General features: G+C 59.4%; 14 protein-coding genes. 4 read left to right on the top strand and 10 right to left on the bottom strand.

All coding sequences use genetic code 11. The annotated features are described in order from the left end of the window. Nucleotides 1-34: 34 nt before the first annotated feature. The 5 genes from HV822_RS17180 to HV822_RS17160 all read right to left on the bottom strand — a co-directional run bounded on the left by HV822_RS17180 (nt 35) and on the right by HV822_RS17160 (nt 4,661). Nucleotides 35-619 carry an exopolysaccharide biosynthesis protein gene (locus HV822_RS17180; RefSeq protein ID WP_238871477.1) on the bottom strand — a complete coding sequence of 195 codons (585 nt, stop codon included), beginning with the start codon at nt 617-619 and terminating at the stop codon, nt 35-37. A 123-nt stretch (nt 620-742) separates the two neighbouring features. After that, nucleotides 743-2,170, bottom strand: a complete 1,428-nt coding sequence (locus tag HV822_RS17175) for an NAD(P)(+) transhydrogenase (Re/Si-specific) subunit beta (RefSeq protein ID WP_238871476.1) — start codon at nt 2,168-2,170, stop codon at nt 743-745. Between the two features lie 7 nt (nt 2,171-2,177). Then, a complete protein-coding gene (locus HV822_RS17170; protein ID WP_238871475.1) occupies nt 2,178-2,498 on the bottom strand; it encodes an NAD(P) transhydrogenase subunit alpha in 321 nt (106 codons plus the stop codon). Between the two features lie 11 nt (nt 2,499-2,509). Further along, nucleotides 2,510-3,634, bottom strand: coding sequence for an NAD(P) transhydrogenase subunit alpha (locus HV822_RS17165; protein WP_238871474.1), 1,125 nt, complete (start codon nt 3,632-3,634; stop codon nt 2,510-2,512). 187 nt (nt 3,635-3,821) lie between these two features. After that, entirely contained in the window at nt 3,822-4,661 is an 840-nt protein-coding gene (locus HV822_RS17160) for a metal-dependent hydrolase (protein ID WP_238871473.1), read from the bottom strand. 185 nt (nt 4,662-4,846) lie between these two features. Here HV822_RS17160 and HV822_RS17155 point away from each other — a divergent pair, with 185 nt between their 5' ends. Continuing rightward, entirely contained in the window at nt 4,847-6,271 is a 1,425-nt protein-coding gene (locus HV822_RS17155) for an alanine/glycine:cation symporter family protein (RefSeq protein ID WP_396264939.1), read from the top strand. An 82-nt stretch (nt 6,272-6,353) separates the two neighbouring features. Here HV822_RS17155 and HV822_RS17150 read toward each other — a convergent pair whose 3' ends face one another. The 3 genes from HV822_RS17150 to HV822_RS17140 are packed head-to-tail and all read right to left on the bottom strand — an operon-like array spanning nt 6,354 to nt 10,191. Further along, nucleotides 6,354-7,127, bottom strand: coding sequence for an SDR family NAD(P)-dependent oxidoreductase (locus HV822_RS17150; protein ID WP_238871471.1), 774 nt, complete (start codon nt 7,125-7,127; stop codon nt 6,354-6,356). Between the two features lie 11 nt (nt 7,128-7,138). Next, nucleotides 7,139-8,524 carry a cysteine--tRNA ligase gene (gene cysS, locus HV822_RS17145; RefSeq protein WP_238871470.1) on the bottom strand — a complete coding sequence of 462 codons (1,386 nt, stop codon included), beginning with the start codon at nt 8,522-8,524 and terminating at the stop codon, nt 7,139-7,141. Beyond that, on the bottom strand, nt 8,524-10,191 hold the full coding sequence (locus HV822_RS17140; protein WP_238871469.1) for a glutamine--tRNA ligase/YqeY domain fusion protein: 1,668 nt from the start codon (nt 10,189-10,191) through the stop codon (nt 8,524-8,526). The genes cysS and HV822_RS17140 overlap by 1 nt, the downstream gene beginning before the upstream one ends. Before the next feature lie 195 nt (nt 10,192-10,386). Between HV822_RS17140 and HV822_RS17135 the strand changes: the two genes are divergently transcribed. Beyond that, entirely contained in the window at nt 10,387-10,881 is a 495-nt protein-coding gene (locus HV822_RS17135; RefSeq protein WP_238871468.1) for a peptidylprolyl isomerase, read from the top strand. 12 nt (nt 10,882-10,893) lie between these two features. Beyond that, nucleotides 10,894-11,616 carry a UDP-2,3-diacylglucosamine diphosphatase gene (locus tag HV822_RS17130; RefSeq protein WP_238871467.1) on the top strand — a complete coding sequence of 241 codons (723 nt, stop codon included), beginning with the start codon at nt 10,894-10,896 and terminating at the stop codon, nt 11,614-11,616. A gap of 408 nt (nt 11,617-12,024) precedes the next feature. Here the strand turns inward: HV822_RS17130 and HV822_RS17125 are convergent, their stop codons facing one another. Both HV822_RS17125 and HV822_RS17120 read right to left on the bottom strand, forming a co-directional pair. Then, nucleotides 12,025-12,954 (bottom strand): electron transfer flavoprotein subunit alpha/FixB family protein, encoded by a 930-nt coding sequence (locus tag HV822_RS17125; protein ID WP_238869731.1) that lies wholly within the window; start codon nt 12,952-12,954, stop codon nt 12,025-12,027. A 2-nt stretch (nt 12,955-12,956) separates the two neighbouring features. Further along, on the bottom strand, nt 12,957-13,706 hold the full coding sequence (locus tag HV822_RS17120; protein ID WP_238871466.1) for an electron transfer flavoprotein subunit beta/FixA family protein: 750 nt from the start codon (nt 13,704-13,706) through the stop codon (nt 12,957-12,959). A gap of 295 nt (nt 13,707-14,001) precedes the next feature. Here HV822_RS17120 and HV822_RS17115 point away from each other — a divergent pair, with 295 nt between their 5' ends. Beyond that, entirely contained in the window at nt 14,002-15,666 is a 1,665-nt protein-coding gene (locus HV822_RS17115; RefSeq protein ID WP_238871465.1) for an electron transfer flavoprotein-ubiquinone oxidoreductase, read from the top strand. Nucleotides 15,667-15,821 lie beyond the last annotated feature (155 nt).

Here is a 15,821-nt window from a genome sequence, read left to right as displayed (position 1 = left end):
AACGGCCGGGCAGGTTTCCCGCTTACCCCCAGACCTAGAGCAACTTGCTCGCCAGCAGTGTCGCTGCCGCCACGATTAACACCACCGCGACCAATACCAGCAACCCGTCCCGGGCCACCAGCGCCAAGCCCAGAATGGCCAGCGCCAAACCGACAATCGATGACGAAAATGGCACCAGCTCAAGCATTGGCAAGGCCGCTGCCACTGCTACGCACAAACCAGCGATCAGCAGTGTCGAGGTGCGATGCAACATAAAGCCCAAGCGCGGCTTGATTAGCTTATCGATGCGTCGCGCGGTCGGCGTGACCCAGCTGATGGCTTTGCGCAGACGAGTTTGTGGCACCGATCGGTCAAGGATGAATGCGGGCAACCAGAAGTTGCTGCGACCGCACAACATCTGTACGGCAATCAGCATTACAAAGATGCCTGCGAACACCGCCATACCCGGAATGCCGCTCAGCGGTGAAAACAGCACCACACCCATGATCAGCAACAGCGGCCCAAACGAGCGCCGCCCTACCGAGTCCACCACCGCGCGCATCGATACGTCATCCTGCTCTGCGGCCAGACCATCCACATGTTTGAGCAACTGCTCGAGATTTTGCGGTGTTGCGTCCACCTGACGAGCTCCTTCTGCCGGCGATCTACGCTCAAGCAGACTCGGTGCACCCGTTTTTTGTTCCTGCAGAATGCAAAAAGGCCCCTGCCCTTGCGGGCAGAGGCCTTATCGGTCAACGCGGGGTTAACCCAGCGACTTGACCGCTTCGATCATCTGAACCATGACCTTCTGGGCATCGCCGTAGACCATGGAGGTGTTGTCGAGGAAGAACAGCTCGTTCTCGACGCCGGAGTAGCCCTTGCCCTGGCCACGCTTGACCACATAGGCCTGGCGCGCCTGGTCCACGTTAAGGATCGGCATGCCATAGATCGGGCTGGACTTGCGGGTGCGCGCAGCGGGGTTAACCACGTCGTTGGCGCCCAGCACGATGGCAACATCGGCCTGTGCGAAGTCTTCGTTGATGTCTTCGAGATCGAAGATGATGTCGTACGGCACACCAGCCTCGGCCAGCAGTACGTTCATGTGGCCAGGCATACGGCCGGCAACCGGGTGAATGGCAAAGCTCACCTCGACACCCTGCTTCTGCAGCAACTTCACAAACTCGTACAGCTTGTGTTGCGCCTGGGCCACCGCCAGACCGTAGCCCGGAACAATGATGACCTTGCTGGCGTAATACATGGCAATAGCAGCGTCAGAGGCATCGGCAGACTTCATGGTGCCCTGGATCTCGCCGTCAGCGCCGTCATCTTCACCGCCAAAGTCGCTGAAGATAATGTTGCTGACCTGACGGTTCATCGCCTTGGCCATCATCAGGGTCAGCAGCGTGCCCGCCGAACCTACTACGGTACCAGCAATGATCATCGCCGGGTTTTGCAGCACAAAACCCTCAAAGGCAACAGCCAGACCGGTGAACGCGTTGTACAAGGAGATCACTACCGGCATATCGGCGCCGCCAATCGGAGTCGTGAGCAGCACACCCAGCGCCAGAGCAACAGCAAAGAACACCAGAATCAGGAACACCGGCGTTTCTGCAGCGCCGGCCACAGCCATGACGCTGATGATGGCGCCAATAAACAGCGCACCGCACAACAGCGCCGCGTTTACGTACTGGTGCTTGGTCACGCGCCAGGTCTTGTTCATGCGACCGTCCAGCTTGGCCCACGCAATCAGCGAGCCAGACAGGGCAACCGCACCAATCAAACCACCGAGAATGGCCAGCACGGTCACTACAACACCGTGTGCCAGGGCATTACCGGACAGCAGCTCGGTGGCAGCGATGGCCGCAGCGGCGCCGCCACCCATACCGTTGTACAGAGCAACCATCTGCGGCATATCGGTCATGGCAACGCGCTTGCCGCTGAACCAGGCCCAACCAGTACCCAGACCCAGAGCGAGGATCAGCAGGAACAGGTTAGTGCCCAGATGCGCCTCGGCGCGGGGGGCCACGTCAAAGCCGTACAAGAAAGCGGCAACCACTGCCACCAGCATACCACCGCCGGCAACGATGATACCTGAGCGCGCGGTAACCGGGCTGGCCATGCGCTTGAGGCCGTACAGAAACAAGAACGCTGCGACAAAGTAGGCCGCGTCAATCAGAAAAGCACTGAACATGGTCTACTTACTCCTTGTCTGCGCCAGGCGCTTTATTGGTGGGCTTGAACATTTCCAGCATGCGTTCAGTGACCACATAGCCGCCAGCTGCGTTACCCGCACCCAGCAGTACGCCGACGAAACCAATGATCTGCTCCAGGGTGGAGCCGGCGTTCAGCAGCGCCCACATCGCACCGACAACCACGATACCGTGGATGAAGTTGGAACCCGACATCAGCGGCGTGTGCAGAATGGCCGGTACACGGCCGATGATTTCATAGCCGGCAAAGGCTGCCAGCAGGAAGATATACAGGGCAACAAAGCCTGTGATAGTGACACTCATATCCATTTTTTAAATCCTCAAGCCTGCTCTTCAACAGCAGCGCGTGCTGCATCGTTGCGGATCTCGCCGTCGTGGGTCAGTACTGAACGGGCCAGCACTTCATCTTGCCAGTCCAGTGTCAGCTCGCCTTCGTGCACCATCAGGCCGACCAGAGCCAGCAGGTTGCGGGCATATAGCTCGGACGCGTGCTCAGCCAGGTGGCTGGCAATATTCAGCGGCGCAACGATGCTTGCCGGACCAACTTCAACGGTTTCGCCAGGCTGGGTCAGAGGTGTGTTACCGCCGCCCTCGGCTGCCAGGTCGATGATCACCGAGCCGCTCTTCATGCCCATAATCTGCTCTTCGGTCAGAATCTTGGGGCTCGGCTTACCGGGAATGGAAGCAGTGGTGATGATAGCGTCAGCCTGCTGCACGTGGCGGGTCAGGACTGCCTGGACCTGCTGCTGCTCTTCTTCGGTCAGCTCGCGGGCGTACCCGCCCTCGCCGACGGCAGACACGCCGGTATCAACAAACTTGCCGCCAACCGACTGCACCTGCTCGCGTACTTCCGGGCGGACATCGTAGCCTTCGATCATGGCGCCCAGGCGCTTACCGGTAGCCAGCGCCTGCAAGCCAGCAACACCCGCACCCATGACCAGAATCTTGGCCGGACGCAGCGAACCAACCGCTGTGGTCATCATCGGCAGAATACGGTTGAGGTGGGTAGCAGCCAGCAGCGCGGCGTAGTAGCCCGCCAGAGCCGCTTGCGAGGACAGCGCGTCCATGGCCTGGGCACGGGTGATACGCGGAATCAGCTCCATGGCGAAACAGGTGATGCGGCGATCACGCAGCGCCTTGACTACCTCAGGCTCGCGCTGTGCGTAGATAAAGCTGCACAGGATCGACCCTTCCGGCATGGCTTGAATATCGGCAACGCTCGGTGGCTGCACCCGGAAGAACAGACGGGTATCCGCCGGCGCAGCACCGACCGAAGCGCCTGCGGCAGTGAAATCCGCATCGGGAATACGGGCCGCGTCACCGGCTCCGGCCTCCAGATGCGCCTCGATGCCGAGCTTCTGCAGCTTGGCAACGACCGCCGGCACCAACGCCACACGTTTTTCGTGGGGTCGGGTTTCTTTTGCGATGTGTAATTGTATTGGCATGGTGACTCCTCACAAGAGATTGCGCGCAAGGATACACGACAGGCCTGCCGCCGTCGCCTCGTAACGAGACGATTCAGGGTTTTGTTAGGGTAATATTAACCAACCCCAGATGCCCGCTACTGGCACTCACGGGTGCAGCGCAATGCCGCAACTTCAGGCCTGAGCGCCAGAGGATACGGGCAATGTCTCACCGCTGAACAAGCGTGTTTGCGGCATCAAACTCACGCTGACACTCACGCATCAAGTTTTCGTTGTTGTGCTGCCAGGGGTGAAAATCTTCACGGTAAAAGTCCCGATAGGAAGCCATCAGACTGGAGAAAAATCCGCCCCGGCCCCACAACCAGCGCATACCCTGATACCAGAGACGCAAGTCCATCAAGCGGCCATCCTTACGCAACATATGCCACATACCGCGGGTGACATCGCGCAAGAAAAACCAGGTCGAGTAACGCATGGCCTGGCGCAGCTGCTTGCGGTCACCACATACCTGCATATAAAGGTCAAAGGCGACCGCCTTGTGCTCGGTTTCCTCAAGGGCATGCCAGCGCCAGATACGTCGCATGGGGTCACTGGCACCCTCAAACCAGCGCAGCTCGCGCAACACAGCGTCAGCCATGATGGCAGTGAAATGCTCCATCGCCACCGTGCCGGCGAGCCGTCGCTGAGGCGACAAGTGCTTGTTGGCGTAGGCGATGCGCCGCCGTACCGGTGCGGTCAGCGCCTCGACGTCGTAGCCAAGCGCCTGCAAACGATTGTTGTATTCGATGTGCTCCCGACTGTGGTGCCCTTCCTGCCCGATGAAACCGCGAATCAGGGCTTGCTGCTCGGGATCGCTGACCTGATCACGAAAATGCCTTACAGAGTCGATGAAAAAGCGCTCACCATCCGGAAACAGCAGCGACATGGCGTTAAAGAAATGGGTTTTAAACGGGTCACCGCCATGCCAGTGGCGAGGCAGCGGATCGGGCAGATCAAAGTCGATACGACGCGGCTGAATCCTAAGTGTCGGGGGCGTTACTGCAGTCATGACTCACCTCGCTTGCTGTGCGCTGTTGTTATCGGTATTGCATCGTGCATCGCTGTGACCGATCTATCCTCTGCCCTTTTCTGAAATTTGACAATACCCATTCTCAGATCGGCGCTACTGGCGACTCAGCGCTGGACCGCTACAGTGAGAGGTAACAATCTGTTTCAACGCTGTGACTTTGACCCATGGGGGACGCCATGAATGCGGTGATAGACGCTCTGAACACAATTTTCTGGGGTTATGTGCTGATCTACGGCCTGCTCGCCGTTGGCATATTCTTTACCATCCGTCTTGGTGCGCTACAGTTCTTGCACTTTGGTGAAATGATTCGCTCAGTAGTCGGGGCACGCCAAAGCGACAAGTCCGGCATTTCACCCTTCCAGGCCTTATGTACCAGCCTGGCGTCCCGGGTCGGCACGGGTAACCTGGCGGGTGTAGCTGTGGCGTTGTATCTGGGCGGCGCCGGCGCCATTTTCTGGATGTGGATGGTGGCGCTGGTTGGCATGGCAACGGCGTATGCTGAAAGCACCCTCGCTCAGCTATACAAGGTCCGCGACGGTGCGGGCCAGTACCGCGGCGGTCCAGCCTTCTACCTCTCCAAGGGCCTCAAGGCACCCTGGGCCGGCAGCATCTTTTCGGTCTGCCTGATCATTTCCTTCGGGTTGGTGTTCAATGCCGTACAGGCCAACTCGATTGCTGACGCCATGGAAGGTGCATTCGGTTTCAACAAGTTGATTGTCGGCGCTGCCCTGGCGGTGCTCGCCGGCATCGTCATCTTCGGCGGCCTGCGCTCCATTGCACGCTTTGCCGAACTTGTTGTGCCCTTCATGGCCGCCGCCTACGTGTTGATGGCACTGGTAGTACTGGCCATGAACTACAGCGAGGTGCCTGGCGTGCTGGCAACCATCGTCAGGAGCGCCTTTGGCCTTGAGGAAGCCGCAGGCGGTGTCGCCGGCTCGGTAACGGCGGCCATGCTCAATGGCATCAAGCGCGGCCTGTTTTCCAACGAGGCCGGCATGGGCTCAGCGCCCAACGTCGCCGCCACCGCCACCCCCAATCCGCACCACCCTGCATCCCAGGGGTTTGTACAGGCCGCCGGGGTATTCATTGACACTCTGGTGATCTGTACCGCTACCGCAGTGATGATTCTGCTCTCGGGCGTGCTGGAGCCCGGCAACGGCGTGACCGGCACCCAGCTTACACAGCTGGCTATGGAAGCGCATATTGGCGACGCCGGACGCTACTTTATCGCCTTCGCCATCCTGTTTTTTGCCTTTACATCCATTGTGGCCAACTACTCCTACGCCGAAAACGCCATGATCTTTCTCGGCCTGGGTGGCAAGGTTGGCATGCTGTGCCTGCGCTGCGCCGCATTGGCAATGGTGGTCTGGGGGGCGTATCAGGCGGTAGGCACGGTCTTCAACGCTGCCGATGCCTCCATGGGGTTAATGGCCACGATCAACCTTATCGGTATCCTGTTGCTGTCAGGCACGGTCGCCAAGTTGACCAAAGACTATCTGGCCCAGCGTAAAACCGGGGTAGAACCCGTCTTTCGCGCCGACCACTACCCAGAACTGAAAGACAAGATCAATTCCGATATCTGGTATTGATTGACTTGGTACAGCATGAGCCCGCCATCCTGCGGCGGGCCAGGGGCGCGCTGAGCAACTCCACACGTTAATCAGTGCGCCCCTAACCTTTTATTTCCTGCAGCGAGTTACCGCCGTCGACTACCAGCATCTGGCCCGTCATGTAGCTGCAGCCTTCGCTAGCTAAAAACAACGCAACCCGTGCCACTTCGTCCGGGCGACCGGGGCGGCCAACCGGGGTGTGCCTTCCTGCTTCCAGCTCGGCGGGCAAGCTGGAGGGGGTGTGAATCCAGCCCGGCGCGATGGCGTTAACCGTAATCCCCTGCCCCGCCACTTCATGGGCGATGGAGCGCGTCAAACCAACCATGGCCGACTTGGCAGCGCTGTAACCGGCCGTACCCGGAAAGGTCACCAACGGCCCAGTGACCGAGGCAATGTTGATCACCCGCCCAAATCCGGCAGTCAACATGTGCTGAAGCACCGGCTGACTCACGTGCACACAAGTGTTGAGGTTCAGGTCGATTTCGCGCTGCCAGTGATCAAAGGCCATACGGTGAAACAGATCACCCAGCGGTTCTTCAACGCCCGACTGGGACATCCCGGCGTTATTGACCAGAATATCGATACGCCCAAACTGCCCCATGATCTGCTCAACAAGCTGAGCAGCCTGCTCGGGGTGAGTCAGGTCTGCCACCACAGCGAGGCTCCGACTGCGCTCCGGGTCCAGCTCGTTCTGACGCTGAAAGATGCGATTGGTGGTCGAGGTCAACACCACGGTAGCGCCCACTGCGTGGAACATCTTCGCGATAGCAAAGCCGATACCATCAGCACTGCCGGCACCGGTCACCAGGGCCACGCGGCCCCGGAGGTCGGTCATGTTATGCGGCATTATTCCGCCAACCGCCAGGTGGTGCCGCCCTTGCCGTCTTCCAGCACCACGCCCATGGCGGTCAGCTGATCACGAATACGGTCGGATTCGGCCCAATTCTTATCGGCACGGGCCTGCAAGCGTGCTGCGATCAGCGCTTCCACCTCAGCGGCGTCGACCTTACCGGCAGCCCCTGCCTGCAAGAAGGCGTCCGCGTCCAGCTGCAATACGCCCAACACCTCGGCAAGCTGGCGCAGATGTGCTGCCAAGCCAGCCGCTGCAGCAAGGTCGGACTCTTTCAGGCGATTGACTTCGCGCACCATTTCAAACAGCACGGCGCAGGCCTCTGGGCTATTGAAGTCATCATCCATCGCCGCCGCAAAGCGCGCAGCAAAGGCCTCGCCGCCGGCCGGCGCTGCATCAGGCAAGCCCTTTAGCGCTATATAAAAGCGCTCCAGCGCGCCCTTGGCTTCCTTGAGGTTGTCTTCGGAGTAGTTGATGGCGCTGCGGTAGTGGCTGGAGACCAGCAGGTAGCGAACGACCTCCGGATGGTACTTTTCCAGCACTTCACGAATGGTGAAAAAGTTGCCCAGGCTCTTGGACATCTTCTCGCCGTCAACGCGCACCGCACCGGCGTGCATCCAGGCTGCCGCGTACTGCTCACCGGTGGCCGCTTCGCTCTGGGCGATCTCGTTCTCGTGATGCGGGAACACCAGATCCGGGCCGCCGCCGTGGATATCAAAGGTGTTACCCAGGCAGCAGGTGGACATCACCGAGCACTCGATATGCCAACCGGGGCGGCCGTCACCCCAGGGCGATGTCCAGCTCGGCTCACCCGGCTTAGCGGCTTTCCACAGCACAAAGTCCAGCGGGTCTTGCTTGGCTTCGTCCACTTCGATGCGCGCGCCGATTTTCAGATCTTCGATCTTGCGGCGCGAGAGCTTGCCGTAGCCTTCGAACTTGCCGACGCGGTAATACACGTCGCCGTTACCCGGCGCGTAGGCGTAGCCCTTGTCGATCAGCGTCTGAATCATCGAGAACATACCCTCGATATGCTGACTGGCACGCGGCTCCTGATCCGGACGCAGCACATTCAGGCGCGCCTCGTCTTCGTGCATGGCTGCGATCATGCGCTCGGTCAGTTGCTCGAAGGTTTCACCGTTTTCGTTGGCGCGCTTGATGATCTTGTCGTCAATGTCGGTGATGTTGCGCACGTAGGTCAGGTCATAGCCGCGGTGACGGAACCAGCGCGCCACCACGTCGAACGCAACCATCACCCGCGCGTGACCGATGTGGCAGAAGTCATAGACCGTCATGCCGCAGACGTACATGCGAACCTGGTTACCGACCAGCGGCTTGAAGGTTTCCTTGGTCTTGCTCAGGGTGTTGTAGAGTGCGAGCGCCATCAGCCCCCCCAGGAATCGCGCAGAGTGACGGTGCGGTTGAAGACCATCTTATCCGCCTTGGAATCGCGCGAGTCGACGCAGAAGTAGCCCTCGCGCTCGAACTGGAAGCGGTCATCCAGCGTTGCCTCAGCCAGCGACGGCTCGGCGCGGCAGCCGCTCAGTACCTGCAGAGAATCAGGGTTGATATTGTCGAGGAAGGTGGTGCCCTCTTCGCCCTTATCCGGGTTGGCGGTATTGAACAGGCGATCGTACAGTCGCACCTCACACTCAACGCTGCTGCTCGCCGGCACCCAGTGAATCACGCCCTTGACCTTGCGACCCTCGGGGCTCTTGCCCAGGGTGTCCGGATCATAGCTGCACAGCAGCTCGACGATGTTGCCGTCGGCGTCGGTGATCGCTTCATCCGCGCGAATCACGTAGCTGCCGCGCAACCGCACCTCACCGCCCGGCACCAGGCGCTTGTAGCCCTTCGGCGGGTCGACCATGTAGTCCTCACGGTCGATGTAAATCTCACGCTCAAACGGCAGCACACGCTCGCCCATGTCCTGCTTGGGGTGACGCGGCAGGCGCAGCTCTTCGGTCTGACCTTCCGGGTAGTTGGTGATGGTCACTTTCAGCGGCTTGAGCACACACATGGCGCGTGGCGCGTTAGCGTCCAGATCGTCACGGATACAGAACTCAAGCACGCCCATATCGACCACACCGTCGGAACGGGTCACACCGATGCGCTCGCAGAATTCGCGAATCGCCGCCGGGGTGTAACCGCGACGACGGAAGGCACTAAGGGTGGACATGCGCGGATCGTCCCAACCGTCAACGTGCTTTTCATCGACCAGTTGCTTGAGCTTGCGCTTGCTGGTGACGGTGTAGTTCAGGTTCAGGCGGGCAAACTCATACTGACGCGGCTGCGCAGGCACCGGCAGATTAGCCAGGAACCACTCGTACAGCGGGCGGTGGTCTTCAAACTCCAGCGTGCAGATCGAGTGGGTAATGCCTTCAAGCGCATCGGACTGACCGTGGGTGAAGTCATAGCTCGGATACACGCACCACTTGTCACCGGTTTGATGGTGATGGGCATGGCGGATGCGGTAGATGATTGGGTCGCGCAGGTTCATGTTCGGCGCGGCCATATCGATCTTGGCGCGCAGCACCTTGGCGCCATCGGCGAACTCACCAGCGGTCATGCGCTGGAACTGATCCAGGTTCTCGTCAACGCTGCGCTCACGGAAGGGGCTGTTTTTGCCGGCTTCAGTCAGGCTGCCGCGGTATTCACGCGCTTGCTCGGGGGTCAGATCGCACACATAGGCCTTACCGGCCTTGATCAGCTCGATAGCCCAGGCGTGCAGCTGGTCGAAGTAATCAGAGGCATAGCGCACCTCACCACCCCACTCAAAGCCCAGCCACTCCACGTCAGCCTTGATGGCGTCGATGTACTCCTGCTCTTCCTTGGCAGGGTTGGTGTCATCAAAACGCAGGTTGCAGACACCACCAAATTCCTTGGCCAGGCCAAAGTTCAGACAGATCGACTTGGCGTGCCCGATGTGCAGGTAGCCGTTGGGCTCCGGCGGAAAACGCGTGACAATGCTGTTGTGCTTGCCACCGTCCAGATCGGCTTGAACGATCTGGCGCAGAAAGTGACTCGGAGGGGTAGCGTCGGGCTTGTTCATAAGGTCGGCAAAACTCGCTCAGGTGATGTTTTTCGCATCAGGGATCACTCGGGACCGCGCCGCCATTGCAATAGTCGGCGCATCCCTAGGCCATCATGGCCAAAACCCGTATCATACCCGAAACTTGCAGGTGCCTGAATGCAGCAATGCAGCGGGCATCTCACCCCAATTGCCCGACTGTCTGAGGATTACCCCATGGTCAAACTGCATACCAACTACGGCGTCATCACCCTGGAACTCTTTGCCGACAAGGCCCCGGTGACCGTCGAGAACTTCAAACAGTATGTGCGTGACGGCCACTACGACGGCACCATCTTCCACCGCGTTATCAGCAACTTCATGATTCAGGGCGGCGGCTTTGCACCCGGCATGCAGCAGAAAGACACTCGCGACCCGATCAAGAACGAAGCCGACAACGGCGTCAGCAACAAGGTCGGCACCGTCGCCATGGCCCGTACGCCTGATCCGCACTCGGCCAGCGCGCAGTTCTTCATCAACGTGGCTGACAACGACTTCCTGAACTTCTCTGCTCCCACCATGCACGGCTGGGGTTACGCTGTGTTCGGCCAGGTAACTGATGGCATGGACGTGGTTGAGAAGATCAAGGCGGTACGCACCACCTCCCGCTCCGGCCATCAGGACGTGCCGGCCGAGGACGTGATCATCGAGCGCGCCGAACTGGTCGACTGAGCCTCTTACCCGATGCGCTATCTGTTCATCTCGGATCTGCATCTGGAAACCAAACGCCCGGATATCACCCGGGCGTTTTTGCGTCTACTGAAAACCCGCGCCCCTGACTTTGACGAACTGTATATCCTTGGCGACTTCTTTGAGGTGTGGCTGGGCGATGACACCATCGACGACCTGGGCCGCGAGGTTGTTGGCGCCCTCGCCCATCTGAGCTCGCTAGGCACTCGCGTCTACCTGATGCACGGCAATCGGGACTTTCTGCTCGGCCGACGCTTCTGCCGCACCGCCGGCTGCACGCTGCTGAACGACCCAGCAGTGGTCAAGTTAAACGGTGAGCCCGTGCTGTTGATGCACGGCGACAGCCTCTGCACTGACGACCTGGAATATATGCGCATGCGCCGCTGGCTACGCAACCCTGCCAGCCGCCTGTTGCTGCGCAACCTGCCCAAACGTACCCGCTACAAACTGGGCCGCAAGCTGCGCGATGAAAGCCAGAACCGCACCCGCATGAAAGCCGCCGACATTACCGACGTCAACCTCGGCGCGGTCGCCCACATCATGCGTGAGAAAGGCGTAAGAACACTGATCCACGGCCACACCCACCGCCCCGCCACCCACGACCTGATGATCGATGGCGAGCCTGCACAGCGTATCGTGCTAGGAGACTGGGACCAGGCCGGCTGGGCGCTGGAAGTCGACGAAAACGGCAAGCGCCTCGAAGCTTTCACGCTCTAGAGCCGACCTACGGCTGGAAGCTGGAAGGTTTAGATCGGCGGAGTGACGGGGATTCGCGCCCTGGCGTAGCTTTTTGGCGCGCCCTCGATAGATGGGTTTGGCTGGAGGCCAGAGGCTGAAGGCTTGAAGCTTGAGGCAGTCTGACGTGTTTCAGGTAGCGAGGTTTAGCCCAGCTCCCGCTTGACGGGGTGTGCACGGCAGAGGTCCTTCCCATTTACCCAGCCACTCACTGAGAATTATGGCTTCCAGCTTCCAGCCAACCCTCAACCCTTTCCCCAAAAACACCCCCCCCCAACGCTTGCGCGCCAGGGGGTTGTTTAAACCGAAAAAACCAGCCACTCACGCGGCGGCGGTCTTCCAGCTTTCAGCTTCTAGCGTCCAGCCGCCGGCCGAAGGCCGGCTTGTGGTTTAGAGCTTACCTTCCAGCTCAGGGATAGCCTCGAACAGATCGGCTACCAGGCCGTAATCGGCTACCTGGAAGATCGGCGCTTCTTCGTCCTTGTTGATCGCAACGATCACCTTGGAGTCTTTCATACCGGCCAAGTGCTGGATGGCGCCGGAGATGCCGACCGCAACGTACAGCTGCGGCGCAACGATCTTACCGGTCTGACCAACCTGCATGTCGTTCGGTACAAAGCCTGCGTCAACCGCGGCGCGCGAGGCACCTACAGCAGCGCCCAGCTTGTCGGCGACCTTGTACAGCATTTCGAAGTTGTCGCCGTTCTGCATGCCGCGACCACCAGAGATGACGATCTTGGCACCAGCCAGTTCCGGACGGTCAGACTTGGCCAGCTCTTCACCAACAAAGCTGGAGGTGCCAGCGTCGTGGGCAGAGGCAACGGCTTCAACGGCAGCGCTGCCGCCTTCGGCTGCAACAGCGTCAAAGCCGGTGGTACGTACGGTGATAACCTTGATGGCGGCGCTGGACTGCACGGTGGCAATCGCGTTACCGGCGTAGATCGGGCGCTTGAAGGTGTCAGCGCTCTCAACAGCAGTGATCTCGGAGATCTGATCAACGTCCAGCAGCGCAGCAACGCGCGGTAGGTAGTTTTTGCCGTTGGTGCTGGCCGGAGCCAGGATGTGGCTGTAACCCTTGCCCAGTTCAGCGATCAGCAGGGAAACGTTTTCCGGCAGCAGGTTTGCGTAGGCAGCGTTATCAGCCAGCAGGACCTTGCTTACGCCAGCCACCTTGGCGGCGGCGTCAGCAACAGCTGCGCAGCCAGCACCGGCAACCAGTACGTCGATGTCGCCACCGATAGCCTGAGCGGCCGCAACGGTGTTCAGGGTAGCTGCGTTCAGCTCGGCGTTGTTGTGTTCAGCAATAACCAGAATGCTCATGTTCAGATCACCTTGGCTTCGTTCTTCAGTTTGTCGACCAGCTCGTCAACGCTCTTGACCTTGATGCCAGCACTGCGGGCAGCCGGGGCTTCAACCTTCAGGGTGGAGACGGTGGAGGCAGTGCTCACGCCCAGATCTTCCGGCTTGAGGGTTTCCAGCGGCTTCTTCTTGGCCTTCATGATGTTCGGCAAGGAGGCGTAGCGCGGCTCGTTCAGACGCAGGTCAGTGGTAACAATGGCCGGTAGCTTCAGAGCAACGGTCTGCAGACCGCCGTCGATTTCACGGGTGACCTTGACGCTGTCGCCTTCAACGGCGACTTCAGAGGCAAAGGTGCCCTGAGCGTAGCCAGACAGTGCAGCCAGCATCTGGCCAGTCTGGTTGTTGTCGGAGTCGATGGCTTGCTTGCCGAGGATAACCAGTTGCGGCTGCTCTTTATCAACAACTGCTTTCAGCGCCTTGGCGATGGCCAGGGAGCTCAGATCGTCTGCGGACTCAACCAGAACCGCGCGATCGGCGCCCAGTGCCAGGGCGGTGCGCAGTTGTTCCTGGGCGGCGGTCGGGCCGACAGTGACAGCGACGATTTCGGTGGCTACGCCCTTCTCTTTCAGGCGAACAGCTTCTTCTACGGCAATCTCGCAGAAGGGGTTCATGGACATTTTGACGTTGGCCAGATCAACACCGGAGTTGTCCGCCTTGACGCGAACCTTGACGTTGTAATCAACGACTCGCTTAACCGCTACAAGTACCTTCATGGTTGCCTCATTCAATGTGTAGCCAAAACAGGGCTCGAACAAATAGTGACCAGAAAGAAAAAAACGTTCACAATAAGACCAAATAGAGCCCGTCGTTCAAAAGCTCTTTATCATGACTTTCCAAGCACAGGCGGTCAATAGGAGCAATTCGACAAAAGGTCCAATTAAGGGCCAAAACGCCATCTTTGCGTTGGAGCACAAAAAACGGGCTGTTATACTGCGCCGCTTAATGGATCACGGAAGATCATCAAAGAATCCAATTACATGTGACGGGCCTAGAGTTAGGAGATAAGTTGTGGAACGCGAATTCATGGAGTTTGACGTTGTCATCGTAGGTGCCGGCCCCTCTGGCCTGGCAGCTGCATGCCAAATCAAAAAGCAGGCCGCTGAAGCCGAACAGGAAATCAGCGTCTGTGTCGTAGAAAAAGGCTCCGAAGTCGGCGCCCACATTCTCTCCGGTGCGGTATTCGAGCCGCGCGCCCTGGACGAACTCTTCCCTGACTGGAAAGAGATGGGCGCCCCGCTGAACACCGAGGTCAAGCGCGATGACATCTATATGCTCACCAGCGCAGAAAAAGCCACCAAGCTGCCTGACCTCTTCGTGCCCAAGACCATGCACAACCATGGCAACTACATTATCTCTCTGGGCAACCTGTGCCGCTGGCTGGCCGAACAGGCCGAAGCACTGGGCGTCGAGGTGTATCCGGGCTTTGCTGCTCAGGAAGCACTGATCGACGAAGAAGGCGTTGTCCGCGGCATTCTCACTGGCGACCTGGGCGTTGACCGTGAAGGCAACCCCAAGGAAGGCGTTTATACCCCGGGTATGGAGCTGCGCGCCAAGTACACCCTGTTCGCCGAAGGCTGCCGTGGCCACATTGGCAAGCAGTTGATCAAGCGTTACAACCTGGACTCCGAAGCAGACGCCCAGCACTACGGTATCGGCATCAAAGAAATCTGGGACATCGACCCGGCCAAGCACGACCAGGGCCTGGTGGTTCACACCGCTGGCTGGCCGCTGGATATCGTCGGCACCGAGAACACCGGTGGCTCCTTCCTGTACCACATCGAGAACAACCAGGTTGTGGTTGGTCTGATCATCGACCTGTCCTACGCCAACCCGCACCTGTCGCCGTTCGATGAGTTCCAGCGCTACAAGCACCACCCGGTGATCAAGCAGTACCTGGAAGGCGGCAAGCGTGTTGCCTACGGCGCTCGCGCGATCTGCAAAGGCGGCCTGAACTCCCTGCCGAAGATGGTTTTCCCGGGCGGCGCACTGATCGGTTGCGATCTGGGCACCCTGAACTTCGCCAAGATCAAAGGCAGCCACACTGCCATGAAATCCGGCATGCTGGCTGGCCAGGCTGTGGTTGAAGCCCTCAAGGCCGGCCGTGAAGGCGGCGATGAGCTGACCGGTTACGTCGACAACTTCAAATCCAGCTGGCTGTACGACGAGCTGTTTGCAGCGCGTAACTTCGGCCCGGCGATCCACAAGTTTGGCCCGCTGCTTGGCGGTGCATTCAACTACGTCGATCAGAACTGGTTTGGCGGCAAGATTCCGGTGACCCTGCACGACACCAAGCCGGATTACGCCTGCCTGAAAAAGGCCTCTGAAGCGACCAAGATCGACTACCCCAAGCCCGACGGCGTACTGAGCTTCGACAAGCTGTCTTCTGTCTTCATGTCCAACACCAACCATGAAGAAGAGCAGCCCATTCACCTGACGCTGAAAGATCCGAGCATCCCGCTGGAGAAGAACCTGCCGCTGTACGACGAGCCAGCACAACGCTACTGCCCGGCCGGCGTATACGAGGTTGTGACTCAGGACGACGGCGAGAAGCGCTTCCAGATCAACGCGCAGAACTGCGTACACTGCAAAACCTGCGACATCAAGGACCCGGCCCAGAACATCAACTGGATCGCACCCGAGGGCATGGGTGGCCCGAACTACCCGAACATGTAACGCGCTCGCGCCTTACAGCAAAAAAACCGGCCATTGGCCGGTTTTTTTGTGGCTGGAAGCTAAATCAGGGTGGGCTCCCCGCAAAGCGAGTCAAGCAGGGTTTGCGGACTGTAAGCAAAAAGCCAACACCCGCACCAACACGGACTGCTTCAAGC

Source organism: Halopseudomonas maritima (assembly GCF_021545785.1).
Taxonomy (GTDB): domain Bacteria; phylum Pseudomonadota; class Gammaproteobacteria; order Pseudomonadales; family Pseudomonadaceae; genus Halopseudomonas; species Halopseudomonas maritima.
The sequence above is the reverse complement of the archived record's forward strand: the minus strand, read 5'-3'. Positions and strand labels throughout refer to the sequence as shown.

Bases quoted from the DNA above. Each gene is read 5' to 3' on its own strand.
- HV822_RS17155 (WP_396264939.1), top strand. From the start codon at position 4,847: ATGGGGGACGCCATGAATGCGGTGATAGACGCTCTGAACACAATTTTC.
- HV822_RS17165 (WP_238871474.1), bottom strand. From the start codon at position 3,634: ATGCCAATACAATTACACATCGCAAAAGAAACCCGACCCCACGAAAAA.
- HV822_RS17130 (WP_238871467.1), top strand. From the start codon at position 10,894: ATGCGCTATCTGTTCATCTCGGATCTGCATCTGGAAACCAAACGCCCG.
- HV822_RS17135 (WP_238871468.1), top strand. From the start codon at position 10,387: ATGGTCAAACTGCATACCAACTACGGCGTCATCACCCTGGAACTCTTT.
- HV822_RS17150 (WP_238871471.1), bottom strand. From the start codon at position 7,127: ATGACCGACCTCCGGGGCCGCGTGGCCCTGGTGACCGGTGCCGGCAGT.
- HV822_RS17125 (WP_238869731.1), bottom strand. From the start codon at position 12,954: ATGAGCATTCTGGTTATTGCTGAACACAACAACGCCGAGCTGAACGCA.
- HV822_RS17120 (WP_238871466.1), bottom strand. From the start codon at position 13,706: ATGAAGGTACTTGTAGCGGTTAAGCGAGTCGTTGATTACAACGTCAAG.
- cysS (WP_238871470.1), bottom strand. From the start codon at position 8,524: ATGGCGCTCGCACTCTACAACACCCTGAGCAAGACCAAGGAAACCTTC.
- HV822_RS17140 (WP_238871469.1), bottom strand. From the start codon at position 10,191: ATGAACAAGCCCGACGCTACCCCTCCGAGTCACTTTCTGCGCCAGATC.
- HV822_RS17175 (WP_238871476.1), bottom strand. From the start codon at position 2,170: ATGTTCAGTGCTTTTCTGATTGACGCGGCCTACTTTGTCGCAGCGTTC.
- HV822_RS17170 (WP_238871475.1), bottom strand. From the start codon at position 2,498: ATGGATATGAGTGTCACTATCACAGGCTTTGTTGCCCTGTATATCTTC.
- HV822_RS17160 (WP_238871473.1), bottom strand. From the start codon at position 4,661: ATGACTGCAGTAACGCCCCCGACACTTAGGATTCAGCCGCGTCGTATC.